This window comes from Streptomyces sp. Q2, assembly GCF_056820935.1.
Genome location: NZ_JBXEJE010000005.1, coordinates 101,075 through 124,891, shown reverse-complemented (window position 1 = coordinate 124,891; position 23,817 = coordinate 101,075). Strand labels below are relative to the sequence as shown.

General features: G+C 70.0%; 19 protein-coding genes and 1 pseudogene. 13 read left to right on the top strand and 7 right to left on the bottom strand.

Annotated elements, in window-relative coordinates; all coding sequences use genetic code 11:
* Positions 1 to 70: 70 nt before the first annotated feature.
* The 3 genes from ACWBNA_RS07600 to ACWBNA_RS07590 all read left to right on the top strand — a co-directional run bounded on the left by ACWBNA_RS07600 (position 71) and on the right by ACWBNA_RS07590 (position 2,317).
* The gene (locus ACWBNA_RS07600) at positions 71 to 1,195 is read left to right on the top strand and encodes an ADP-ribosylglycohydrolase family protein (protein ID WP_482703440.1); all 1,125 of its coding nucleotides are present in this window, start codon (positions 71 to 73) and stop codon (positions 1,193 to 1,195) included.
* 67 nt (positions 1,196 to 1,262) lie between these two features.
* On the top strand, positions 1,263 to 1,568 hold the full coding sequence (locus tag ACWBNA_RS07595; RefSeq protein ID WP_482703439.1) for a 4a-hydroxytetrahydrobiopterin dehydratase: 306 nt from the start codon (positions 1,263 to 1,265) through the stop codon (positions 1,566 to 1,568).
* A 5-nt stretch (positions 1,569 to 1,573) separates the two neighbouring features.
* Positions 1,574 to 2,317: a class I SAM-dependent methyltransferase gene (locus ACWBNA_RS07590; RefSeq protein WP_482703557.1), complete on the top strand. Its 744-nt coding sequence runs from the start codon at positions 1,574 to 1,576 to the stop codon at positions 2,315 to 2,317.
* A 113-nt stretch (positions 2,318 to 2,430) separates the two neighbouring features.
* Here ACWBNA_RS07590 and ACWBNA_RS07585 read toward each other — a convergent pair whose 3' ends face one another.
* Positions 2,431 to 2,907, bottom strand: coding sequence for a hypothetical protein (locus ACWBNA_RS07585; RefSeq protein ID WP_482703438.1), 477 nt, complete (start codon positions 2,905 to 2,907; stop codon positions 2,431 to 2,433).
* A gap of 39 nt (positions 2,908 to 2,946) precedes the next feature.
* Here ACWBNA_RS07585 and ACWBNA_RS07580 point away from each other — a divergent pair, with 39 nt between their 5' ends.
* The 4 genes from ACWBNA_RS07580 (at position 2,947) to ACWBNA_RS07565 (ending at position 7,106) form a co-directional block, all read left to right on the top strand.
* Positions 2,947 to 3,903 (top strand): helix-turn-helix transcriptional regulator, encoded by a 957-nt coding sequence (locus tag ACWBNA_RS07580; RefSeq protein ID WP_482703437.1) that lies wholly within the window; start codon positions 2,947 to 2,949, stop codon positions 3,901 to 3,903.
* 41 nt (positions 3,904 to 3,944) lie between these two features.
* Positions 3,945 to 5,867 (top strand): rhamnogalacturonan lyase, encoded by a 1,923-nt coding sequence (locus ACWBNA_RS07575; RefSeq protein ID WP_482703436.1) that lies wholly within the window; start codon positions 3,945 to 3,947, stop codon positions 5,865 to 5,867.
* Between the two features lie 304 nt (positions 5,868 to 6,171).
* Positions 6,172 to 6,741, top strand: coding sequence for a DUF6313 family protein (locus ACWBNA_RS07570; protein WP_482703435.1), 570 nt, complete (start codon positions 6,172 to 6,174; stop codon positions 6,739 to 6,741).
* Positions 6,738 to 7,106, top strand: coding sequence for a hypothetical protein (locus ACWBNA_RS07565; RefSeq protein WP_482703434.1), 369 nt, complete (start codon positions 6,738 to 6,740; stop codon positions 7,104 to 7,106). The genes ACWBNA_RS07570 and ACWBNA_RS07565 overlap by 4 nt, the downstream gene beginning before the upstream one ends.
* 55 nt (positions 7,107 to 7,161) lie before the next feature.
* Here the strand turns inward: ACWBNA_RS07565 and ACWBNA_RS07560 are convergent, their stop codons facing one another.
* Both ACWBNA_RS07560 and ACWBNA_RS07555 read right to left on the bottom strand, forming a co-directional pair.
* On the bottom strand, positions 7,162 to 9,822 hold the full coding sequence (locus ACWBNA_RS07560; RefSeq protein WP_482703433.1) for a cellulose binding domain-containing protein: 2,661 nt from the start codon (positions 9,820 to 9,822) through the stop codon (positions 7,162 to 7,164).
* Positions 9,823 to 10,097: 275 nt separating this feature from the next.
* A complete protein-coding gene (locus ACWBNA_RS07555) occupies positions 10,098 to 13,016 on the bottom strand; it encodes a glycoside hydrolase family 48 protein (protein WP_482703432.1) in 2,919 nt (972 codons plus the stop codon).
* Positions 13,017 to 13,266: 250 nt separating this feature from the next.
* On the opposite strand from ACWBNA_RS07555, the gene ACWBNA_RS07550 reads away from it, so the two are divergent.
* From ACWBNA_RS07550 to ACWBNA_RS07535, 4 genes and pseudogenes are all read left to right on the top strand, one after another.
* Positions 13,267 to 14,748 (top strand): cellulase family glycosylhydrolase, encoded by a 1,482-nt coding sequence (locus tag ACWBNA_RS07550; protein WP_482703431.1) that lies wholly within the window; start codon positions 13,267 to 13,269, stop codon positions 14,746 to 14,748.
* A gap of 62 nt (positions 14,749 to 14,810) precedes the next feature.
* Positions 14,811 to 16,520, top strand: coding sequence for a glycoside hydrolase family 6 protein (locus ACWBNA_RS07545; RefSeq protein ID WP_482703430.1), 1,710 nt, complete (start codon positions 14,811 to 14,813; stop codon positions 16,518 to 16,520).
* 238 nt (positions 16,521 to 16,758) lie between these two features.
* Positions 16,759 to 17,709, top strand: coding sequence for a class I SAM-dependent methyltransferase (locus tag ACWBNA_RS07540; protein WP_482703429.1), 951 nt, complete (start codon positions 16,759 to 16,761; stop codon positions 17,707 to 17,709).
* Positions 17,706 to 17,834: pseudogene (locus ACWBNA_RS07535) on the top strand (hypothetical protein); the annotation flags it as partial. The gene ACWBNA_RS07540 and the pseudogene ACWBNA_RS07535, both read left to right, overlap by 4 nt.
* 65 nt (positions 17,835 to 17,899) lie before the next feature.
* On the opposite strand, the gene ACWBNA_RS07530 reads toward ACWBNA_RS07535, so the two are convergent.
* Positions 17,900 to 18,442 (bottom strand): hypothetical protein, encoded by a 543-nt coding sequence (locus ACWBNA_RS07530; RefSeq protein WP_482703564.1) that lies wholly within the window; start codon positions 18,440 to 18,442, stop codon positions 17,900 to 17,902.
* Between the two features lie 124 nt (positions 18,443 to 18,566).
* Between ACWBNA_RS07530 and ACWBNA_RS07525 the strand changes: the two genes are divergently transcribed.
* Together ACWBNA_RS07525 and ACWBNA_RS07520 are read left to right on the top strand one after the other, a co-directional pair.
* Positions 18,567 to 19,169 carry a WD40 repeat domain-containing protein gene (locus tag ACWBNA_RS07525; protein ID WP_482703428.1) on the top strand — a complete coding sequence of 201 codons (603 nt, stop codon included), beginning with the start codon at positions 18,567 to 18,569 and terminating at the stop codon, positions 19,167 to 19,169.
* Positions 19,170 to 19,347: 178 nt separating this feature from the next.
* Positions 19,348 to 20,049, top strand: coding sequence for an SDR family oxidoreductase (locus ACWBNA_RS07520; protein ID WP_482703427.1), 702 nt, complete (start codon positions 19,348 to 19,350; stop codon positions 20,047 to 20,049).
* A gap of 13 nt (positions 20,050 to 20,062) precedes the next feature.
* Here the strand turns inward: ACWBNA_RS07520 and ACWBNA_RS07515 are convergent, their stop codons facing one another.
* From ACWBNA_RS07515 to ACWBNA_RS07505, 3 genes are all read right to left on the bottom strand, one after another.
* Positions 20,063 to 20,764 (bottom strand): glycoside hydrolase family 75 protein, encoded by a 702-nt coding sequence (locus ACWBNA_RS07515; RefSeq protein WP_482703426.1) that lies wholly within the window; start codon positions 20,762 to 20,764, stop codon positions 20,063 to 20,065.
* A 187-nt stretch (positions 20,765 to 20,951) separates the two neighbouring features.
* Entirely contained in the window at positions 20,952 to 21,788 is an 837-nt protein-coding gene (locus ACWBNA_RS07510) for an aldo/keto reductase (RefSeq protein WP_482703425.1), read from the bottom strand.
* 167 nt (positions 21,789 to 21,955) lie between these two features.
* On the bottom strand, positions 21,956 to 23,782 hold the full coding sequence (locus ACWBNA_RS07505; RefSeq protein ID WP_482703424.1) for an AMP-dependent synthetase/ligase: 1,827 nt from the start codon (positions 23,780 to 23,782) through the stop codon (positions 21,956 to 21,958).
* Positions 23,783 to 23,817 lie beyond the last annotated feature (35 nt).

Here is a 23,817-nt window from a genome sequence, read left to right as displayed (position 1 = left end):
ATACCGTGGTCGAAGAACGGGCGACTGTAGACAATGGACAGTCGCCCGTGGTGAGTCGAGGAGTGGGCGCATGAGCCGGCCGCAGCAGCAGACACTGGAGACCGCAGCGGTCCACCGCGCCAGAGTGCGTGGCTGCCTCCTGGGCGGGGCCGTCGGCGACGCCCTCGGCTATCCCGTCGAGTTCTCCTCCCTGGACCGGATCCGCGCGTCCCACGGTGAGCGCGGGGTGACCGGGTTCGTGCCCGGCGCGCACGGTGTGGTCGGCCGCATCAGTGACGACACGCAGATGACCCTGTTCACCGTCGAGGCCCTCGTGCAGGCCTACGCGAGGGAGCGGGAGAAGGGCATCGGCGGCAGCTGGGCCGTGCTGCTGCGCTGGGCGTACGAGCGGTGGCTGGAGACCCAGACGAAGCCGGGCCCGGAGCAGGCCGCACCGGCTCCGAGCGGCGCTCCCGCGGGCGGTCTGATCACCGAGGCCTGGCTGTACTCCCGCCGTGCTCCCGGCAACGCCTGCCTGTCCGGGGTCGCCCAGATGTACGCCCCCGATCCGTGGCTGGAACTCGACGGCAAGCCGGGTGAGGTCAACCCCGACTCCAAGGGCTGCGGCGCGGTGATGCGCTCGGCCCCCTTCGGTCTCGTCAACCGCGCCGACGCGGCCTTCGCCATGGCCGCCCGCGGCGCCCAGATCACTCACGGCCACCCCACCGGCTACTACGCGGCGGGAGCGTTCGCCGCGATCGTGGCGCACATCGTCGACGGGGACTCCCTCGAAGGCTCGGTCCTGCGCGCCCTGCGCGAGCTGGAGCGCCACCGGGGCCACGAGGAGACCTCGGCCGCTCTGCGCCAGGCCCTCGACCTGGCGGCGCACGGCGGGCCGACGGCGGAGAAGGTGGAGTCCCTCGGAGCGGGCTGGGTCGCCGAGGAAGCCCTCGCCATCGGTGTCTACTGCGCCCTCGCCACGCCCGAGGTCAAGGACGCCCTGCTCCTCTCCGTCAACCACTCCGGCGACAGCGACTCCACCGGCTCCATCTGCGGCAACCTCCTCGGCGCCCGGCACGGCGACGTCGGACTGCCGCACGCGTGGGTGGAGCAGGTCGAGGGCCGGGCCCCGATCGCCGCGCTCGCCGACGACCTGGCGGCCCTGGGATCCCCTCTCTGGGAGGTGTCCGCGGCTGACCACCGGGAACCCTCCTGACCAGGGCCGAAGCAGCCCCGCTGTGGCAGGCTGGAGGAACACCCGACATCCACGAAGGAGCGAGGTCATGCCCCTCGAACCGCTGTCGCAGAAGGACATCGAGGACCGGCTCGCCGAGCTGCCGGGCTGGTCGCTCGACGGCGACCGTCTCGCCCGTTCCTACCGGCTCGGCTCGCACTTCGCCGCCACGGCGATGGTCGTCCACATCGCCCAGGTCCAGGAGGAACTCGACCACCACTCGGATCTCACCCTCGGCTACAACACCGTCTCCCTGACGGTGAACACCCACAGCGTGGGCGGGGCGGTCACCGAGCTGGACTTCGAACTCGCGGCGAAAGTGGAGGCGCTCGCCCCCGGCCACGGAGCCCAGTGACGCAGGTGCTGGACTACGACAAGGAGGCCGACGCCTACGATGCCACCCGCGGCGGCGAGCCCCGAGCCGCCGCGGCCGCCGGCGCAGTTCTCGGCCTGGTCCCGGCCGGCGCCCGCCGCCTTCTCGACGTGGCCTGCGGCACGGGGATCGTGACCCGTCGTCTGGCGGCGGTCCGGCCCGCCCTGCGGGTGACGGGCGCGGACCTGACGTACGGGATGGCCCGGACGGCGGCCGTACGGCTGCCCGGGGCGATCGTCCTCGCGGACGGCCGCCGACTGCCGTTCCCCGGCGGGGCGTTCGACGCCGTCACCAGTGTGTGGCTGCTCCATCTGCTCGACGGGCCCGGCGACGTCCGGGCCGTCGTCGCCGAGTGCGCGCGCGTGCTGCGGCCGGGCGGCGTGTACGTCACCACCGTCGACAAGGCCGCCGCGCACGACGTGGGCAGCGACATCGACGCGGTGCTCGCGCCGCGCCCGCGCCGGCCGGCCCGGGACGCGCGCGCGGCCGTTGCGTCGTATGCGGTCGCCTGTGGACTGGATCCGGCGGGGGAGACCCGTTTTCCGGGCCTCGGTCAGGGCCGCAGCCCGCGCAGTACGGTCGCGGACCTGCGGCGCGGCTGGTTCACACGGCTGCCGCCCGGCCATCCGCTCGTCGAACCGTTCGCCGACCGCCTCCAGGCGCTGCCCGACCAGGACCGGCCGCGGCCCGACCCGGTGTTCGAGGTGCTGGCGTTCCGCAAGACCGGCTGACGTCCCTGCGCCAGACGGTCACCCACGTGGTCCCGCCGTCCCGGGAAAGTCGGTGCGGCGACGGTGGCGGACCGCCCACTCGCCGTGCGGGAAGTCGACGTGCGCACTGCTCGTCAGCGGTCTCCTGTGGTTCCGGCCGGCAGTGCGTCGGCCAAGTAGGCCTCCAGATCGGGGACTTCGGGGGCGAGCAGGTGCCGTACCCAGGCGTCCCGTTCGTGCAGGATCGGCGGGAGCTCCCAGACGCAGCCGATCCACGGCCGGTCTGGTGCGACGAAGTGCGTGGGGTCGTCGTCCGGGCAGCCGAGGACGGGCTGGCCCGCCGCGGCGCCCCGGAAGTGCAGGACGTTGTCCCACACCCAGCTGTACGCGTTCAGGTAGACGCCGTTGTCGCCACCCCGGTGCAGCACCACGAACGTCGCCGGCGGGGTCCCGTCCGGCTCCGGCAACAGCTCCGGCAGGATGTCGTACGCCGCCTTCGCCACGTCGGGCGCGATGCCCGCCGAATCCGCGGTGACGTGGTAGCGCTTGACGCGCCGCCCTGCCACCTCGATCGGCGGCGGCACGCTCAGCAGTTTCTCCGTGAAAGCCATGACGCGACGCTAGGGCCGCTTCACTGCCATCCTGTGTCAGTGAAGTCGAGCCGTCTGGTGTCCATCCTGCTGCTGCTCCAGACCCGCGGCCGGATGACCGCCGCTCAGCTCGCCGGGGAACTGGAGGTCTCCGTCCGCACGGTCTACCGGGACGTCGAAGCACTGAGTGCCGCCGGTGTCCCGCTGTACGGCGACGCGGGCCATGCCGGCGGCTACCGGCTCCTCGACGGCTACCGCACCCGTCTCACCGGCCTGACCGCGGGGGAGGCGCAGGCCCTGTTCCTTTCCGGGGCCCCTGGGCCCGCCGCCGACCTCGGTCTCGGCTCCGTCCTGGCGGCCGCCCAGCTCAAGGTGCGCGCCGCCCTGCCGACGGAACTACGCGCCCACGCGGACCGGATCAGCGGGCGCTTCCACCTTGACGCGCCGGGATGGTACGCGGACGGGGACGAGACGCCGTACCTGGCCGCGGTCGCCGACGCGGTCTGGAACAACCGTATCCTGAATATTGTATACCGTCGCTGGCGTGCACCCACCGACGTGGAGCGCCGCCTGGAACCGTACGCACTGGTCCTCAAAGCGGGCCGCTGGTACGTCGTCGCCGGCCCCGGACCACGCACCTTCCGCGTCGACCAGATCCTCCAACTCGCCACCACGGACGAAGAGTTCACCCGCCCCGACGACTTCGACCTGACCACGTACTGGACGGCGTACCAGCGCGACTTCCACGCCCGGCTCCAGCAGGGCGAGGCGGTGGTGCGCCTGGCGCCTGGCGTACAACTCGCCCGGCGGACAGTGGTCGGCGCACGCACCGACGACCACGGCTGGACCGTGGCCACGGTCCCCATCGAGTCCCTCGACCACGCCCACGCCGAGTTCCTGCGCCTGGGCACCGGCATCGAGGTGCTCGAACCGCCCGAGCTGCGCGCGAAGATCGCCCGCACGGTCGCCGAATTGGCCGAAAGATACGGCAACTCGGTCACGCGCGGCGGCGACTGAGGAGGAACGGAACCCGCCCGTCCTCCCAGGAGGTTCGCCCCGTGCAGAACCCGCACCCGCACGCGCAGTCCCACCCCCAGTCACCCCCGCAGCCGCTCCCGCGCGGGCACCGCAGACGCCGAGTGCTCCTCTCGGCGGCCACGGCCGTCGCGGCCCTCGTCGGCGCCGGACTCACCACGTCACTCGGCGCCGACACCGCCGAGGCCGCCACCGCCCGCCAGGTCGAGAAACTCGACCGCGGAGTCGTCAGCGTGCACGTCGACAGCGGCAACCTGATCAGCTGGCGCTGGCTCGGCACCGACCCGAACGACGTCTCCTTCAACGTCTACCGGGCCGGCACCAAGGTCAACTCCACCCCCGTCACCGGCTCCACGAACTACTTCCACTCCGGCGCCCCCGCTCAGGCCGACTACACCGTCCGCGCGATCGTCGGCGGCGTGGAGCAGACCGACTCCGTCCACGCGGTGCAACTCCGCACCGGATACAAGGACGTACCCATCACCCCGCCCGCCGGCGGCACCACCCCCGACGGCGTCGCCTACACCTACGAGGCCAACGACGCCTCCGTCGCCGACCTCGACGGTGACGGACAACTCGACTTCGTACTCAAGTGGAACCCGACCAACGCCAAGGACAACTCCCAGTCCGGCTACACCGGCAACACGATCGTCGACGGCGTCAAACTCGACGGCACCCGGCTGTGGCGCATCGACCTGGGGCGCAACATCCGCTCCGGCGCGCACTACACGCAGTTCCAGGCGTACGACTACGACGGTGACGGCAAGGCCGAGCTCGCCATGAAGACGGCCGACGGCACGGTCGACGGAACCGGCGCGGTCATCGGCAGCGCGTCGGCCGACCACCGCAACTCCGGCGGTTACGTCCTGTCCGGGCCCGAGTTCCTGACCATGTTCAACGGGCAGACCGGCAAGGCGATGCAGACCGTCGACTACGTCCCGGCCCGCGGCACGGTGTCGTCGTGGGGCGACTCGTACGGCAACCGAGTCGACCGTTTCCTCGCGGGAACGGCCTACCTGGACGGCTCCCGCCCCTCGCTCATCATGGCGCGCGGCTACTACACGCGCTCGGTGATCGCCGCCTGGGACTGGCGGGGTGGTACCTTCACCCGCCGCTGGACCTTCGACACCTCCTCCTCCACCAACACCGGCAAGGGCTTCGACGGCCAGGGCAACCACAGCCTGTCGATCGCCGACGTCGACGCCGACGGCAAGGACGAGATCGTGTACGGCGCCATGACCGTGGACGACAACGGCTCCGGGCTGTGGACGACCAAGACCGGGCACGGCGACGCCGGCCACGTCGGGGACCTCAACCCCTCGCGGGCGGGCCTGGAGTACTTCAAGGTCTCCGAGAGCACCAGCCAGCCCGGCTCGTGGCTGGCCGACGCACGCACCGGCGCCCTCCTGTGGCAGACGGCCTCCGGCGCCGACAACGGCCGCGGAGTCGCCGCCGACATCTACGCCGGCAGCGCGGGCGCGGAAGCCTGGTCCGCCTCCGACACCACCCTGCGCTCCGCGACCGGCGCCTCCCTCGGCCGCGAGCCCTCCAGCATCAACTTCGTGAGCTGGTGGGACGGAGACACCGTCCGTGAACTCCTCGACGGCACCCGCATCGACAAGTACGGCACCTCCGGCGACACCCGCCTGCTGACCGGCTCGGGCGTCCACTCCAACAACGGCACCAAGGCCACGCCGTCCCTGTCCGGCGACATCCTCGGCGACTGGCGCGAGGAGGTCGTCTGGCCGACGTCGAACAACACGGCCCTGCGGATCTACTCGACCCCCACCGAGACCAACACCAAGATCACCACGCTGCTCCACGACCCGATGTACCGCACCGCACTGGCCTGGCAAAATACTGCATACAACCAACCGCCGCACCCGAGCTTCTTCATCGGCAACGGCATGGCGACGGCACCGAGGCCGACGGTCTACACGCCGTGAGCACGTGAGGAAGGGTGGGTGCGCACCCAACCAGGTAAGCACCCACCGAGCACGAATTCCGCCTGCTCAAAGCCGCGTTGCCCGGAACAGGTGGCCCCTCCCACGAGCCGTGATGCACAATCAGCCTCCGCGTGCCGCGTCGGTCCTACGAGGCCGAAGTCGACGCCGCGGGCACTGTCGCGCGCATGTACGGGGGAGTTCATTGCCAAACGGGCCCATTCCGATTCCGCCGGATCTCAAACTGGCACCTGCAAAACGCGGCACGTTCCGGCGCTTTCGGCGGGTGTGGCGTTCGAGGAAGGCATTGAAGGGCGTCACCCAGTGGGTGATCGACTGGGGCATACCGATGGCCGTCGGTGCGATCCTGCTCTACGTCTATGCCGCCCGGTCCACATCGCCCAGCGAGGTCTACAAGGCCTTCACTCTCATCGAGGCCCCCAAGGGACTCTCGCTGTGGGTGTCCTCCCTGATCGGGTGGCTCCTGGTCCCCGCCATCATCGGCGGGGTCGCCGGTCATGTGATCGCCACGAGGATCAGCAGTTCCAAGTCGATCTCCACGGAGACGTTGTTCCGGCAGCGCAGGCTGGGGCAGCGGGTCAGGCCGCCGGGACGGATCGACGATCTGCGGCGGTACTTCCACGGCGCCTTCGCCCAGCAGTACTTCGTCGACGTGTGGGTGCGGGTCGCCCACCGCAACGACTGGAGCCGTGCCCAGGACCACTGGGAAGTCTTCATCCGGGACATACTCTCCACCCAGCAGTACGCTCACCTCGACCGGCACGAGGGCCTCCGCCAGGCGCAGGGGGCGGCGCGTCTCACCCTCGCGGTGACGGCTCGCGCGGGCCAGTGCATCGTGTGTGAAAGGCGGCGATGACGGTGCGTTCAGAGGACGCGGTGGAAATCGTCCGGGCATCACTGGCTCTGGCCTTTCCCGGGGCCTCTGCCGAAGGCCTGGCCCGAGCGGCGGAGCACCTGCTGCGCTGGGGCGCGGAGGGTGCGGACGAGCAGCTCAATCCCGAACTGTCCGAGCGAATGCTGCACGACCTCGTCTTCGTCGGCGACTTCAGGATGCAGGAGTTCCGCCCGGCCGAACCCGATCGTCCCCGACCCAGGCCGGCCGACTACCGCACCTGGTCCCGACCGGACCAGGTCGAGGACGAGTTGCCGTTCCGGAGGCAGCCACCCGACCCGGACGACGAACACACACGACGCACCCGCGGGTCTGGGACCCCGGACTGACCCGCAGGCGGCGGCCCGCTCATCGGGCCGCCGCCGCCCTACCGGGCCGTCGCCCTCAGGTCAGGGCGCAGGTCTTGTCACCGACCTTGAACGCCGCCGGTTTCGTGTTCGTCCCCGACCAGCTTCCCGTGAACCCGAAGCTCACCGACGAGCCCGCCGCCACGTTGGCGTTCCAGCCGACGTTCTTGGCCGTCACCGCCGTGCCCGACTGCGTGTAGTCGGCGTTCCACACCTGCGACACCTTCTGCCCGTCCGCGAAGGACCAGCCGAGTGACCAGGTGCTCCACGCGGTTGAGCCGGTGTTGGACAGGTGTACGTCCGCCTGGAAGCCGCCCGACCACTGGTTGGTGACCTTGTACGTCACCGCGCAGGCGCCGGTCGGGGTCGGGTCGGGGCCCGGTCCCGGATCGGTTCCGCCGCCGCCGGTGTCGGAGCTGTCGCCGTAGATGACGCCGCGGCCGTTCGTCGCCACGTACACACGGCCGTACACCCGCGGGTCACCGGTGATCGCCGCACCCGTCCAACCCCACTCGTGGGCATCGTCGTTGATGCGGGTCCAGGTCGCGCCCTTGTCGGTGGAGCGGAAGATGCCGCGCACCCCGCCGATCTTCGCGCTGGTGTAGAGCGTCTGGTACGACGCCCCCGTCGCCGCCTTGCCGAAGCCGATCGTGTCGGCCTGCTCGACGCCCGCGAGCTTGGCGAAGGTCGCGCCGCCGTCCGTGGAGTGCCACAGCCCGTACGCCCCGTCGCTCGCACCGCCCGCCAGCCACACGTCGCCCTTCGTACCGGGCAGCGCCTTGAAGCGGACGCTGTCACCGGCCGGCAGGCCGGCTGCCGCAGACGCGGTGAAGGTCGCGCCGCCGTCCGAACTGACGTAGAACTTGCCGGACTTGAAACCGTAGAAGACCTTCGGGTCCACCCGGTCCGACTCGACGATCGCACCCGCGGGGATGCCGCTCGACGCCGCCCAGGACGAGCCGAAGCCCGTCGCGTACTGCACCCCCGTGCCCGCCGGGCTCCACACGAACCGGCTGCCGTCGGCCGCCGCCGCGACCGTGCCGCCGCCGCTGACACCCGAAGGGTCGGTCCCCGCGAACCAGTTGGCGCCGTTGTCCGTCGAGAACGCGATGTGCGGGCCCGAGTCGAGGTTGCCGACCCGGACCACCGTGCTCGGGGTGGTCTCGGCGAAGTCCAGGCTGGTCGTCGACGTGAAGTTGGGCGAGGTGTACATCATCGACGGGACCTTCGTCAGGTCCGTGTGCCGGAAGCCGCCGATGTCACCGAGGGCGCTCAGCAACGGGGCGCCGGAGGGAGGCGACGCGAGGTCGTTGACCGCCGTCTCCTCCAGGCCCTGCACCATCGGCTTGATGGTGAACTGGCTTCCGCCGTCCCAGTTGGTGAGGTTCTCCGTGCCGTAGACCGTCGCCCCGGTCCCGTACATCATCCGGTCCGAGTCGAACGGGTCGATCTCCAGCGACTCGGTCATCCAGCCGAGTTTCGGGGCCTGCTCGGGCGGCGAGGGGTTCGCGCCCCAGGTCAGCCACGGGGAGGACGACACGTCCATCGTGTAGCGGTTGGAGCGGGTGGGATACGAGGAGTAGTCCCACGCCTTCGTCCAGGTACCGCCACTGTCCGTGGAGCGGAAGATCTGGGTGTCCGGCCACCAGGAGCTGTATGCGGTGGCCATGACCGTGCCGGGTTTCTGCCGGTCCACCGTCAGTCCGCTGAAGCCGTAGTAGGTGTCGGCCTCGGCGACCGGGCTGATGTCCGTCCAGGTGCCGGTCGCGGTCGCGTACCGCCACAACTGGCCCTTGCCGCCGTCGTACGGGCCGCCCTTGTCGCTGTATGCCAGATACAGAAAACCGTTCGTCGCATCCAGTACACCCTTGTGCGCGAGGTATCCCGTCGGCTGTCCGGCCAGCCGCGTCCAGGTCGCGCCCGCGTCCGTCGAGCGGTACACCGCGTTGTCCTTGTCGGCGACCCCGACGTAGATCGTCTTCGTCGCGTTCTGGGCGGTCCCCGTCGACTCGTCGAAGGTGACCCACACGATGCCCTGGTTGTCGCTCGCGTAGCCGCTGGTGTCGCTCGGATCCTGGGCGTAGTTGCCGACGTTGGGGAAGCCGGTCACCTGCGACCAGGTGACACCGGAGTCCGTCGACCGCCACAGCCCCTTGCCGCTCGGCGCGCCGAGGTACAGCACGCTGTTCTTGTGCGGGTCGATCGCCAGCCGCTCGCCCATGCCCCGGCCGGGCATGTTGCCGCCCAGCTTGAAGGGCAGGTCGGCCTTCTGCCAGCTGGCGCCCCGGTCGGAGGACCTGAGCACGGCCCCGTTCCCCGGATCCCAGCTGTTCGTGTACGTGCCGACAGCCGCGTACACCTTGTCCGGGTCCACGGAGTCCGAGGCCAGCGCGGCCACGCCCGTGTGCCCCCAGTCGTCCCAGCCGACCGAGTCCAGCAGGGGCGTCCAGGTCTTCGCCGACTCCTGCCAGCGGTAGGCACCGCCGATGTCGGTACGGGCGTACGCCAGGTTCTTCTCGGTGCGGTTGAAGACGATGCCGGGGACGAAGCCGCCGCCGTCGATGCGCGCGTTCTTCCAGGTGTACGTGTCGGCGGCGATCGCCGGCTTCGCGGTGTCCGCGGCGAGTGCGGGCGGGGTGCCCGCGAGCAGACCGGCCGCGAGCGCCAGTACGGCCGTGAGGGTGCGGGTTCTTCGCACGGTGGGGGACCTTCCTTTCGGGAGGGCCTTGCGGGGGGAGGGCCGTTCAGAAGGGGAGCGTGCGAGGACCGGGCGGCCCCCAGTGCGGGTGGGGGCCGCCCGGTCAGGTGGCCTCGTCGTCAGGTGACGAGACCGCGTACGCGGAGCCTTCGAGCGGTTCCGGACAAGCGCCGTGAGCTACCGCGCCCCTTCAGGGGCGCGGGGAACTGCGCGACCAGCCACACACGGCCCGCAGCCAAAGAACACAGCCCTTCCCGCGGAGCGCTCGGCGGGGGCTATTCGAGAAGCTCCGCGTACGAGCCCATGGCCAGGGCGATGTCCGCCTGGGCCCAGAACCGGTGGTACGTGAAGGAGGGCGCGGCGCCGCCCGCCAGGTAGGCCTCGATCTTCGACCAGGCCGGGTCGTCCTCGTAGAAGGAGCGGATGGAGTCGAAGGTCGACGACGCGTTGAGCGCGTCGCCGTTCGGCATGGTGCCGGTCCAGCCGCTCGGGACGTACACGCCGTCGTCGAAGCGGTTGTAGTCGGCGCGGGTCTCCGGGACGGCTATGCCGAGACCGTCCTGGTAGTTGCCCCACATGCCGTCGAGCAGTGCCTTGGCCGTGGTCGCGGCCTGGGTGTCGCCGGAGCGGTCCGCGTAGTACGTCAGGGTCTTGGCGTACGCGGCGGCCACACCGACGTCGTTGGTGTAGTCGGCGACGGTGACGTGCAGGCCGCTGTTGGCGCCCGGGCTGGTGGCGTTCCAGGTGTCGGGCTGGCCCGACCACTGGAGCGTCGACGGGATCAGGTAGGTGCCGTCCGGGTTGACCGTGGTCTTGGACAGCGCCCAGTCGACCCACTTGTCGAGGACCGCCTTGGCCTTCGCGTCACCCGTCTGCTGGTAGTACTCGGCCACCCGTTCCATCGACCACGCCTGGAAGCCGAACCACTGGTTGGACGGCGGGTCGTGGTAGACGGGCTGCTGGTCGTAGTACATGCCGTAGAACGTCGATTTCCCGGCCGGCGGTGTCGCGTAGCGGCCCGCCCAGCTGTTGGTCGCACCGCCCGCGATCGCGCCCTCGTCCGACTGCAGCCAGCGGTAGAACTCCAGCTGCCTGCCGAGCGACTTGGCCCAGTCCACCTGCCCGGTCGCCGACTTGGGCTTCAGGTCGGCGTAACTGCTCAGCGCGTACGCGGCCAGGGGGTTCTGGTAGCCGCCGTGCGCGTGGCTGGAGCCGATGCGCCAGGCCCAGCCGGCCGAGGTGTCGGTGGCACCGCCCCAGGCGTAGTACCAGGACATCAGGTACATCGAGGCGTCCTTGCCGGTGCCGGCCGCACAGGCCGACGGTCCGACACAGTTGCCGACCTTCTTGAAGTACTTGTCGTACATGGAGTAGCGCAGGTAGTCGCCCATCTTCGCGGCCTTGGCGACGGTCGCGGAGACGGCACTGCCCTTGCCCTGTTCGTCGGCCCACTTGTCGGCCCAGTAGGCGGCCTGCACCGCGCGCGCGTCGGCGTCCGGGGCGTTGGTGAACTTCCACTGCTTGGCGTACGAGGCGTCACCTGTGAACAGGTCCAGGTACCCGTTCTTGCCGCCGTACTTGAAGGCGTCGCAGGTCGGCTGCGGCACCGTCTCCCACACCGACTCCTGCGCGCCCCGCTGGAAGGTGTTGATGTACGACGGCCCGGTGTCGGTCGGACCCGCCTCGCACTTGCCGGGCGAGTTGCCGTAGCCGTAGACGTTGTCGACGTCCTGCAGCCAGTGCATACCGTAGACGTCGTCCGTACCGTATGCGGTCTTCAGTTCACCGGCGATCGGATCCGAACCGACCGAGACCGACGCGTCGAGCTTCGCCGGATACTCGTTGGGGGTGTCCAGCTCGGGTGCGTACGTCGCCGGCTTGGAGGCGTTGTAGAAGGAGTTCGTCGGCTGGTCGGCGTGGGTGGGGATCATGAACTTCTCCATGATCTCCCAGGCGCCGTTGAACTTCGTCCAGTCGCCGGTGACCTTGCCGTACATCGCCTGCAGCCACAGCAGGTAGCTGTACGCCTCCGATGTCGTCTCGTGCCCGTGGTCCGGCGCCTCGACGATCAGCGTCTCGACCGAGTGGTAGGGGATGCCCTCGGGGGAGAAGTAGCCGCTGGCCGGGTTGGTGATCTTGCCGTACAGCTCCAGGAAGCGGGCGTCGTACGTCTTCGACGCCGCGATCTGGGTGACCGTCACCGTGGACTTCGCGTGACCGGTGGCCGTCGACTCGAAGGTCGCCGCACCGGTGCCGGAGGCGTCGGCCGTGATGGTCACCTTCTGCGCGGTGTTCCAGTTCGACGGGGTGAAGGCGAGCGACGCCCCGCCGGTCACCGACAGACCCGTGTTGCCGCCGGTGCGGGCGGTGGTGACCGTCACGTTGGCGGACGGCTGGGTCGACAGCTTCACGTCGAACGTGCCCGTCTTGCCCTGCTGGACGGCCAGCTGGTTGGCCGAGGCCACCACCGCGGGACCCGACGCGACCGTGATGCCGACCGGCGTGGACTCCGCGGACGCGCCCAGACTGTCGTACCCCTTCGCGAGGAGCGAATGACTGCCCACGGTCAAACTTGAGGCCGAGAGGGAGTACGGCGCCGTCGTGTCCGTGCCCAGCAGCGTGGTGTCGTCGTAGAACTCCACCTTGCTGATCGTCGCCCCGTCCGCGGCCGCGGCGGTCGCGGCGAGCGGAACCGCGTCCCCCTGCGTGTAGACCGCACCCGGTGCCGGGCTGGTCAGCACGGTGATCGGCGGCTGGTGCGCCCCCGTGCAGCTGGTGCCGTTCACCGCGAAGGCGGCCGGGTTCGCGTTCGTGCCGCTGTAGGTGAACTGCGCGCCGGTGGAGACGGCGGCGCCCGCGGCGATGGTGCCGTTGTACGACGCGTTCTTCACCGTGATCGCCTGGCCGGACTGGGACCAGGAGCCGTTCCAGCCGGTGCCGCTGAGCTTCTGGTTGCCCGCGTAGCCGTAGGTCAGGGTCCAGCCGGCGATGGGGTCCGTGCCGCGGTTGGTGATCGTCAGGTCCGCGGTGAAACCGGATCCCCAGTCGTTCGTCTTGTAGTCGACGCTGCACTGAAGTGGCGCCGCCTGTGCGGGAGTCGATCCCGTACTCAGCATCGTGAACGGAAGTGCCAGGGCCGCCACGACGGCGGTCCACAAACGCCGGGCGGTCCGGCGTCTTGCTCTGGGGGGCATGGGCTGGTTCCTCCTCGCGGCTCGGAGATGTCAAGGCTTGAACCAGTGGGAGCGCTCCCATAGTGGGGACGGGGGTGAGAGGGGTCAAGGTGCTTGAAGAGTCGAAAAGATTCGACAAGGGACGTTGAGGGAAAGTCAGTTACTCCTCTGTTCTTTGCCGTCACTTGGCGCTAGCTTCGTTGCACCAGTGGGAGCGATTCCATCAGTCGACGCGTCTGCCACGACGCGCCCGACCTGCAAGGAGTCGCTCATGCGACACCCCCCGCGTTCAGTACTTTTAGCCGTCGCCGGCGCGATCGCACTTGTCGGGTCCATGACTGTCACGGCGGTCACGGCGTCCGGCGCCGCACCCGCCTGCACGGTGGAATACTCCGTCACCAGCCAGTGGGACACCGGCTTCCAGGGCGCCGTCAGGATCACCAACAATGCCGCGTCCCTGAGCAGTTGGAAGCTGACCTTCGACCTCACCAACGGCCAGAAGGTCAACCAGGGCTGGAACGCCAAGTGGTCCCAGTCCGGTACGACCGTCACCGCCGCCAACGAGAGCTACAACGGCTCGCTCGGCACCGGCGCGGGCGTCAGCGCCGGGTTCCTCGCCACCTCGTCGGGGAGCAACGCCGTACCGACGTCGTTCCGGTTGAACGGCACCACCTGCAACGTCGACGCCGAACCGTCACCCACCCCGGATCCGACCGGTCCACCCGGCCCCGGGGGCGGCACGGCACCCGTCCTGCGCGTCGTGGGCAACAAGCTCGTGGACGCCGAGGGCGACACTCGCCGCATGCTCGGCGTGAACCGGTCCGGCGGCGAGTTCATGTGCGTCCAGGGCCGCGGCATCTTCGACGGCCCGGTCGACGACGCCTCCGTCAAGGCGATCGCCGACTGGAACGCCAACACCGTCCGCATCCCCCTCAACGAGGAGTGCTGGCTGGGCCTGACCAACATCCAACCCGAGTACGCCGGAGCCAACTACATCAACGCCGTCAAGGACCTGGTGGCGAAGGTGAAGGCGAACGGCATGACGCCGATGCTCGAACTGCACTGGACCTACGGCCAGTACACCGGAAACTCCGCGGGCTGCTCGGACGTGCACGCCAGCTGCCAGAAGCCGATGCCGGACATGCAGTACACACCGTCCTTCTGGACCTCGGTGGCGAACACCTTCAAGGGCGATTCGACCGTCGTCTTCGACCTGTTCAACGAGCCCTACCCGGACCGCGCCACTGCCACGACCACCCAGGCGTGGCAGTGCTGGCGGGACGGCGGCACCTGCCCCGGCATCGGATACGAGGTCGCCGGTATGCAGGATCTCGTCGACAGCATCCGCACCACCGGCGCCAAGAACCTGATCCTGGCCGGCGGGATCGCCTACTCGAACGACCTGAGCCAATGGCTCACCTACAAGCCCACCGACCCGGCGGGCAATCTCGCCGCCGCCTGGCACGTGTACAACTTCAACACCTGCTCCAACGAGAGCTGCTGGAACTCCACGCTCGCCCCGGTCGCAGCCCAAGTGCCGCTCGTGGCAGGGGAGATCGGCGAGAACACCTGCGCACACGGCTTCATCGACCAGGTCATGAAGTGGTTCGACGACCGAGGCCTGTCGTACCTGGGCTGGACCTGGAACACCTGGAACTGCAACACCGGTCCCGCCCTGATCTCCGGTTACGACGGCACACCCACGGCGTTCGGAATCGGGCTGCGCGACCACCTGCGCTCCCTGAACGGCTGACAACTCCCGCAACCGAGTCACCCGCATCCGAGTCACCCGCAACCGAGAAGGAACCCGCACTCATGAGTCGTACCAGAACCGCGATGCTCGCTGCCCTGGCGCTGGTCGCCGGGGCCTCCGGGACGGCCTTCGCCGTCGTACCCGGGGACGTCGGCGCCGCCGCCATCCCCTGCACCGTCGACTACAAGGTGCAGAACCAGTGGGACACCGGCTTCACCGCCGCCGTCACCGTCACCAACAACGGTGCCGCCAAGTCCAGTTGGGCGGTGAAGTGGTCGTACGCCGGTAACCAGAAGGTCACCAGCGGCTGGAACGCCAAGATCAGCCAGAGCGGCACCGCCGTCACGGCCGCCAACGAGTCCTACAACGGCACGCTCGCCACCGGCGGTTCGGCCAGCTTCGGCTTCCAGGGCACCTACAGCGGCACCAACGCCCTCCCGGCCACCTTCACCCTCGACGGCGTGACCTGCAACGTCGAGGACGGCGGCGGAGGACCCACCGATCCGCCGGACCCGACCGGCCCCAAGGTCGACAACCCGTACTCCGGCGCCAAGGTGTACGTGAACCCGGAATGGTCCGCGAAGGCCGCCGCCGAACCGGGCGGCACCCGCATCTCCAACCAGCCCACCGGCGTGTGGCTGGACCGGATCGCCGCCATCAACGGCGTCAACGGCGGCATGGGCCTGCGCGACCACCTCGATGCGGCGCTGACGCAGAAGGGCTCCGGCGAACTCGTCGTCCAGCTGGTCATCTACAACCTGCCCGGCCGCGACTGCGCCGCCCTCGCCTCCAACGGCGAGCTCGGCCCGACGGAGATCGACAAGTACAAGACGCAGTACATCGACCCGATCAAGGCGATCCTCGCAGATCCCAAGTACGCGGCGCTGCGGATCGTCACCACCATCGAGATCGACTCGCTGCCCAACCTCGTCACCAACACCGGAAGCCGGCCCACGGCCACCCCGCAGTGCGACGTGATGAAGGCCAACGGCAACTACCAGAAGGGCGTCGGCTACGCCCTGAACAAGCTCGGTGACGTGCCGAACGTCTACAACTACATCGACGCCGGGCACCACGGCTGGATCGGCTGGGACGACAACTTCGCCCCCAGCGCCGCCCTGTTCAAGGAGGCGGCGACCACGGAGGGCGCCACCGTCAACGACGTCCACGGCTTCATCGCCAACACGGCCAACTACAGCGCCCTGAAGGAGAACAACTTCACCATCAACGACAACGTGGCCGGCAAGTCGGTCCGCGAGTCGAAGTGGGTCGACTGGAACCGCTACGTCGACGAGCTGTCCTTCGCCCAGGGCTTCCGCAACCAGCTGGTCACGACCGGCTTCAACTCCGGTATCGGCATGCTGATCGACACCTCCCGCAACGGCTGGGGCGGCACCGCCAGGCCCGCCGCACCGGGCGCCACGACCACCGTCGACACGTACGTCAACGGGGGCCGCTACGACCGCCGCATCCACATCGGCAACTGGTGCAACCAGTCCGGCGCCGGCCTCGGCGAGCGCCCGCAGGCCAACCCGGCCACCGGGATCGACGCCTACGTGTGGATGAAGCCCCCGGGTGAGTCCGACGGTTCGAGCCAGCTCATCGACAACGACGAGGGCAAGGGCTTCGACCGGATGTGCGACCCCACCTACACGGGCAACCCGCGCAACGGCAACAACCTGTCCGGCGCCCTGCCCAACGCCCCGGTCGCCGGGCACTGGTTCTCGGCACAGTTCCAGGAGCTCATGAAGAACGCCTACCCGGCGCTCTGACCCACCCAAAGCCCCTGCAAGTCCGGTGAAACACGGGGCAGTTCCATGAAAGTTCCCTGACGTGATCCGCCGGGGTCGGCCCTCCCGGGCCAGACCCCGGCGGATCACGCGATCCTTCGAGCGCAGGTTCGTGAGACAAGCCGCGGCGCCGTTTCCTTTTGCCGTCGCGGCAACAGCGGTGGCCTCACAGCGGTGCGTCGGCGCACGCTGGCCGCATCCGGACGAGAGGCTGACTCCCATGGCGCACCACCACGAGCACGACGCGGGCCATGGCCCTGAACACGAGCAAGGCCAAGGCGGGCAAGGCCACGGCCCCGGGCACGGGCACCGTCATGGCCACGGCGACACGGACATCGACTGGAACGAGATGGCTCCACGCCTGGAGAACCAGGCGGAGCTGTTCACCCCCCTGTACGAACGGGCCCTGGCGTGGCTCGGCCACAAACAGACCGAGCCTGGACTGATCGTCGACGCGGGCAGTGGCCCCGGCGTCGTCTCCTGCCTGCTCGCCGACGCCTTCCCCGGCGCCCGGGTCGTCGCCGTCGACGGCACCGAACCACTGCTGGAACGAGCCCGCGCCCGCGCCGGGCGCCTCGGCGTCGCCGACCGTTTCGACACCCTCGCCGGTGAACTGCCCGGCGTTCTCGACGAATTGGAGTATCCCGCCGACCTGCTGTGGGCCAGCCGCAGCCTGCACCATCTCGGCGACCAGCGCGCCGCCCTCGCCGCCTTCGCGGCCCGGCTCGCACCCGGCGGCACGCTCGCCCTCCTGGAGGGCGGCCTGCCCGCCCGGTTCCTGCCCCGCGACATCGGCATCGGGCGGCCCGGACTGCAGGCCCGCCTCGACGCGCTCGAGGAGGAGTGGTTCGCGAGGATGCGCGCGGACCTGCCCGGAAGTGTCGCCGAGACCGAGAACTGGCCGGCGCTGATGATCGCGGTCGGCCTCCGGCCGAGCGGCACCCGCAGCTTCCTGCTCGACCTGCCCGCCCCGACCACGGACCGGGCCCGCGCATACGTCGCCGCCTCGCTCCAGCGCCTCCGCGACGGCTTCGGCGACCGCCTCGACGCCACCGACCGTGCCACCCTCGACCGGCTCCTTGATCCTGCGGACCGGGCGAGCGTGCACCTTCGGCCGGATGTCTTCGTGCTGGCGGCGCATACCGTGTACACGGCTGTGCGCACGGGATGAAGGGGTACCGGTCGCCGGTCGCCGGTCGGCAGTGGGCAGTCGGCAGTCGACGTCAACGGTCGGCACTGCTCGGCGCCTGGCCACGACTGCGCGGCTGGCTGGACGAGGACCGCGAACGGCTGCGTCCGCACCGCCGCCTCACCGAAGCGGCACGGAGCTGGGCCGAGTTGGACCGGGACGCGGGCGCGCTCTACCGGCGCACCCGGCTGACCGAGGCCCGCGAGACCTTCGGCGACGGAGGTGAAGCGGGCCTTCCACACACGGAGTTGAACCGGCTCGAACGGATTTCCTGGCCGCGAGTGTGGCGGCGTACGAACACGGTCGGCGGGTCGCGACCCGAGCCGCGCGCCGGCTGCGTGCGCTGTCCTGCGCTCTCGCCGTGTTGCTGTGTCTGGCCGTGGTCGCGGGCCTCGCGGCCTGGCGGCAGAGCGAGGCCAGCGCCCGTCAGCGCGACGAGGCCGAGGCCCGCAGCGCCGCCGCGCTGGTCGAGACGCTGCGATCCACCGAGCCGCGCACCGCGATGCGCCTGGCGCTCGCCGCGTGGCGCACCGCCGACCTGCCCGAGACGCGGCAGGGCCTGCGGACGGCGGCGGCACAGAGCGAACAGGACGTGTTCGTCCAGCCCGAGGTGGGCTCGCGCGCGCTCAACGCGCCCGCTTGGCTCAGCCAGGACGGCAGGATCCTGACGACCGTCGTCCACGACCACGCCGTCCAGTGGGACGTGGAGGAGCATCGGCGCATCCGTTCCGTGGCGCGCGAGGGCTTGTCCGAGCGGGTGGTCGGCGTCAGCGCGGAAGGGGGACCTCACCTTCACCTCCGACCAGCGGGCGCTGGCGGTCGGCACCTCCGAGGGGATCGTGACGTGGGACTTCCGTGCCGGCCGGGAACGCCCCCAGCTTGCGTTGCCGGGCGGCGCGTACGTCGTGGAGTTCTCGGGCGCCTATGCCCTGGCCTGGGGCAAGGGCTCCTTCAGTCTGTGGCGTACGGGAGTCGACGGCGAGGACTACCTCACCACGGCCGTCAGTCAGGACGGCAGATACCTCGCCGCAGCCGACTACCAGGGCCGCCTCACCCTGTGGGACGCGCACGCCTGGCGCAGGATCGCCGTCCTGCGGGCCGTCGGGTCCACCGTGCAGGGGGTGGCGCTGGCGTTCTCCGCCGACGGCTCGCTCCTCGCGGGCAGCGCGCCGGACGTGTCCGTGCACGTGTGGGAGACGGCCTCGCCCGCCCTGTCGCCGGCCGTACTGCCGGCCGGGGACGGGCGGGTCCGCGCTCTCCGCTTCACCGCGGACAGCGGCCGGTTGCGCATCGCCACCCCTCATCTCGCGCACCGCGCACGCGCGTTGGCGGTGAAACAGGCGGCGGACGAGGTGTGCGTACGCGCGCAAGGCGGACTGACCGAGGCCGAGTGGCACCGCCACTTCCCCTCGGCCGAGTACCGAGACACCTGCGGATCGTGAACTGCCCCTGCCTGGCCGGAGGCTGACCTGACCGCCTGCCCCCGCCCCCGCCACCGACCCCGACCGCACTGCGGAAACCGAACTCCGCCTGCCACCCCTTGACTTCGAGAGCTCTCCAACTGATGGACTCCCCCGTGGCAACCCGAACGCAAGCTCCACCGAAGTCCCAGGGAGAACCATGACCGACTCTCCGGTCGCGCTCATCACCGGCGGCGGCAGCGGCATCGGCGCCGCGGTCGCCCGGCGGCTGCTCGACGCCGGCGGGCGCGTGGCCGTCACCGGCCGCAGCGAGGCACGGCTGCGTGGCTTCGCCGAGGAACTCGGCCGTCCCGAGGGTCTGTTGACGCTTGTCGGCAACGCGGCCGAGTACGACAGTATCCAGTCGGCTGTCGACCGTACCCTCAAGGAATACGGTCGACTGGACACCGTCGTCGCCAACGCCGGCTTCGCCACCCACGACTCCGTCGCGGACGGTGACCCGGCCGGGTGGACCGAGATGGTGCTGACCAACGTCCTCGGTCCCGCACTGCTCATCCGCGCGTCGATCGACGCCCTGAAGGAGACCCGAGGCAGGATCGTGCTCGTCGGCAGTGTCGCCGGGTTCGTGCCGACGCCGGGCAACATCTACGGGGCGACGAAGTGGGCGGTGACCGGTCTCGCCGAGAACACCCGTCGCCAGGTGACGGAGTTCGGCGTGGGCGTGACCCTGATCGCGCCCGGCCGGGTGGAGACCCCGTTCTGGGACGGCTACGGCAGTCTGCCGCCCGGGCATCTGCTCACCGCCGACCAGATCGCCGACTCCATGGTGTGGGCCATGGGGCAGCCCGACGGCGTCGACGTCAACACGGTCGTCGTACGGCCGATCGGGCAGCCCAACTGACGGCAGGACGCGATCAGTTGTCGCGAAGGAACCGCTTCGCCAGCCGCTTGCCCAGCGGTACCGCCGCTGTGCGGCCCTCGATGGGGGACACCTGGGAGTTCTTGAACAGGATGTACGTCACCCCCAGACCCGTGCCGCCCGTCGCGGGGTCCGGGTCGATGCCGAGGGCCCGTGCGGTGGCGTACGAGGCCTCACCGATGATCTTCGTGGGGCCGGTGTCGCCGACGACGGCGTACCGGACCTTCCCGTCGTGGATCACCGCGACCACGCCGCCGCCCTTGATGCCCGAGCGGGCGGGGCTCCAGATGCCGCTCGCCGCGGGCACGACCACGTACGGCAGGGTGTCGGAGCGCAGGGGCCTGCCGTCGGACTGGTGGAAGGCGGTGTCGGCGCGGAACCAGGGGTCGGTGCGCTCATTGCACTTCGCGGTGCGGCGGCCGTCGCAGTCGATGTCCATGTCGGCCTTCCAGAACACCGTGCCCTTCTTGCCGCACACCGGGATCGTGCCCCGGGTGTTCGCGTCGGTGCGGTACCTGCCGCGGGAGATCTGCCGGCAGGAGGTCACCTTCGCGAGCAGGTCGGCCGCGCTGACCGAGCCTTCCCGAGCCTGCGTCGGGCGCGGGGCGGCGTGGGCGCTCGCGGGAGGCGGGAGCTGCCCGGCGGCGAGCAGGGCGGCGGTGGGGAGCGCGGTGAGGGCCAGGGTCCGGAGGTGCACTGCGAGGGGGCCTTCCGTAGGGAAACACGTTAGGGAAATCCGCTCATCACGACTCCCTACCATGTGGATCCGGGGTGGCCCGCCGACCTGGCCGCGTCCGTCCCCCGCGTGGGTGGTGGACATGGCAGCGCCCCGGTACCGGCACCACCGAGGTGGTAACGGTCCCGGGGCGCGAGGCCGGGAAGGGTCAGGCCGCGTCGAGTGTCGCCGGGTCCGGGCCCAGGCGACGGTCCTCGTTCAGCGCGCTGATCGCCGCCAGGTCCTCGGCGTCCAGACTGAAGTCGAAGACCTCGATGTTCTCCTTGATCCGGGACGGGGTCACGGACTTCGGGATCACGACGTTGCCGAGCTGGAGGTGCCAGCGCAGCACGACCTGGGCCGGGGTGCGGCCGTGCTTCTGGGCGATGGCGACGATCGCCGGAACCTCCAGGAGGCCCTTGCCCTGTCCGAGCGGCGACCAGGCCTCGGTGGCGATGCCCTGCTCCGCGTGGTACTCACGGGAGGCGTGCTGCTGCAGGTGCGGGTGCAGTTCGATCTGGTTGACCGCCGGGACGACGGACGTCTCGGCCACCAGTCGCTCGAGGTGCTCGGTGAGGAAGTTGGACACACCGATGGCGCGCACGCGGCCGTCGGCGAGGAGCTTCTCGAACGCCCGGTAGGTGTCGACGTACTTGTCCGCGGACGGAAGCGGCCAGTGGATCAGGTACAGGTCGACGTACTCCAGACCGAGCTTGGCCAGCGACGTGTCGAAGGCGCGCAGCGTGGAGTCGTATCCCTGGTCGCTGTTCCAGAGCTTGGTGGTGACGAAGACGTCCTCACGAGGCAGTCCGGAGGCCGCGATGGCCTTGCCGGTGCCCTCTTCATTGCCGTAGATCGCCGCTGTGTCGATGCTGCGGTACCCGGCCTCCAGCGCGGTGGTGACCGCCTGCTGCGCCTCGTCGTCCGGCACCTGCCAGACTCCGAAGCCCAGCTGGGGCATCTCGACGCCGTTGTTGAGGATGATCGGGGGGACCTTGCTGCTCACGAGCTCTTGATCCTTACGGTTGTCGTCAGGTGGTACTCCCATCGTCAACGATCACGAGCCGTGATGCATTCCTGACCGGCTAATCAGTGGGAATCGGACGGACCGGCCGGAATGTGCCGGTTTCGGCGTCATGCCCGATGCGGCGGTGTCCTGCCGCGCGCGGCGCGTCATGCCCGGTACAGCGCCTCGACCTCGCCCGCGTAGGCGTTCTCGATCGCCTTGCGCTTCAGCTTCAACGACGGGGTGAGCAGGCCGTGTTCCTCGGTGAAGGGCTGGGCGAGGATGCGGAAGGTGCGGATCGACTCGGCCTGGGAGACCAGCGTGTTGGCGGCGACCACGGCCCGCCGGACCTCCGTCTCCAGATCCGTGTCACGCACCAGCTCGGCGGGGGTCATCCGCGGTTTGGCGCGCATCGCCAGCCAGTGCTCCACGGCCTCCTGGTCGAGGGTGACGAGGGCGGCGATGTACGGGCGGTCGTTGCCCACGACGATGCACTGGGCGACCAGCGGATGGTCGCGCACCCGCTCCTCCAGCACGCCGGGGGAGACGCTCTTGCCGCCGGAGGTGACCAGGATCTCCTTCTTGCGGCCGGTGATGGTGAGGTAGCCGTCCTCGTCGAGGGAGCCGAGGTCGCCGGTGGCGAGCCAGCCGTCGTGCAGGGCCTCGTCGGTGGCCTTGGGGTTGTTGAGGTAGCCCTGGAAGACGTTCTCGCCGCGCAGCCAGATCTCGGCGTCGTCCGCGATGTGCACGGTCATGCCGGGGATGGCCTGTCCGACGGTGCCGTAGCGGGTGCGCTCGGGCGGGTTGGCGGTCGCGGCGGCGGTGGTCTCGGTGAGGCCGTAGCCCTCGTAGATGTGCACGCCCGCGCCCGCCCAGAACAGCCCGAGCTTGCGGTCCATCGCCGAACCGCCCGACATCGCGTGCCGGATGCGGCCGCCCATCGCGGCGCGCACCTTGGAGTAGACGAGCTTGTCGAAGAGCTGGTGCTGCATGCGCAGCCCCGCCGAGGGGCCGGGCCCGATGCCCCAGGCCTTCGCCTCCATCGCGTCCGCGTACTTCACCGCCACCTCGACGGCCTTCTCGAAGGCCCCGGCTCTGCCTTCCTTCTCGGCCTTGCGGCGGGCGGCGTTGAACACCTTCTCGAAGATGTACGGCACGGCGAGGAAGAAGGTCGGCTTGAAGGCGGCCAGGTCGGGCAGCAGGGCGGCCGCGTTCAGCTGCGGCTGGTGGCCGAACTTGACCTTGCCGCGGATCCCGGCGATCTGCACCATCCGCCCGAAGACGTGCGCCAGCGGCAGGAACAGCAAGGTCGCCGCCTCGTCGCCCTTCTTGGAGTGGAACACCGGCTCCCAGCGCTCGATGACCGTGTCCGCCTCGTACATGAAGTTGCCGTGCGAGATGACGCAGCCCTTGGGGCGGCCGGTGGTGCCCGAGGTGTAGATGATCGTCGCGACCGAGTCAGGGGTGACCGCCTGCCGGTGCCGGTGCACCACCTCGTCGTCGAGGTGGGCGCCGGCTTCGTACAACTCCTGCAGGGCGCCCGAGTCGAGCTGCCACAGTCGGCGCAGTTGCGGCAGCCGGTCGATGACGGTGGCGATCGTCATCGCGTGGTCCTCGTGCTCCACGACGGCCGCCGTGCACTCGGCGTCGTACAGCATCCAGAAGCACTGCTCGGCCGACGACGTGGGGTAGACAGGCACGACCTGGGCACCGATCGTCCACAGGGCGAAGTCGAACAGCGTCCACTCGTAGCGGGTGGGGGACATGATCGCGACCCGGTCGCCGAAGCGGACGCCCTGGGCGAGCAGGCCCTTGGCGAGGGCGAGGACCTCGTCGCGGAACTCGGCGGCGGTCACGTCCCGCCACTGCCCCGTCTCGTCCTTACGGCCGAGCGCGATGTGCAGCGGGTCCTCCTGGGCATGCTGGAAGACGACGTCGGCCAGTCCGCCCACCGGCGGTGCCAACGCCAACGGAGGGTTGGTGAACTCGCGCAATCCCCGCTCCCCGCCTCTTGTGACGCTCCGCACAG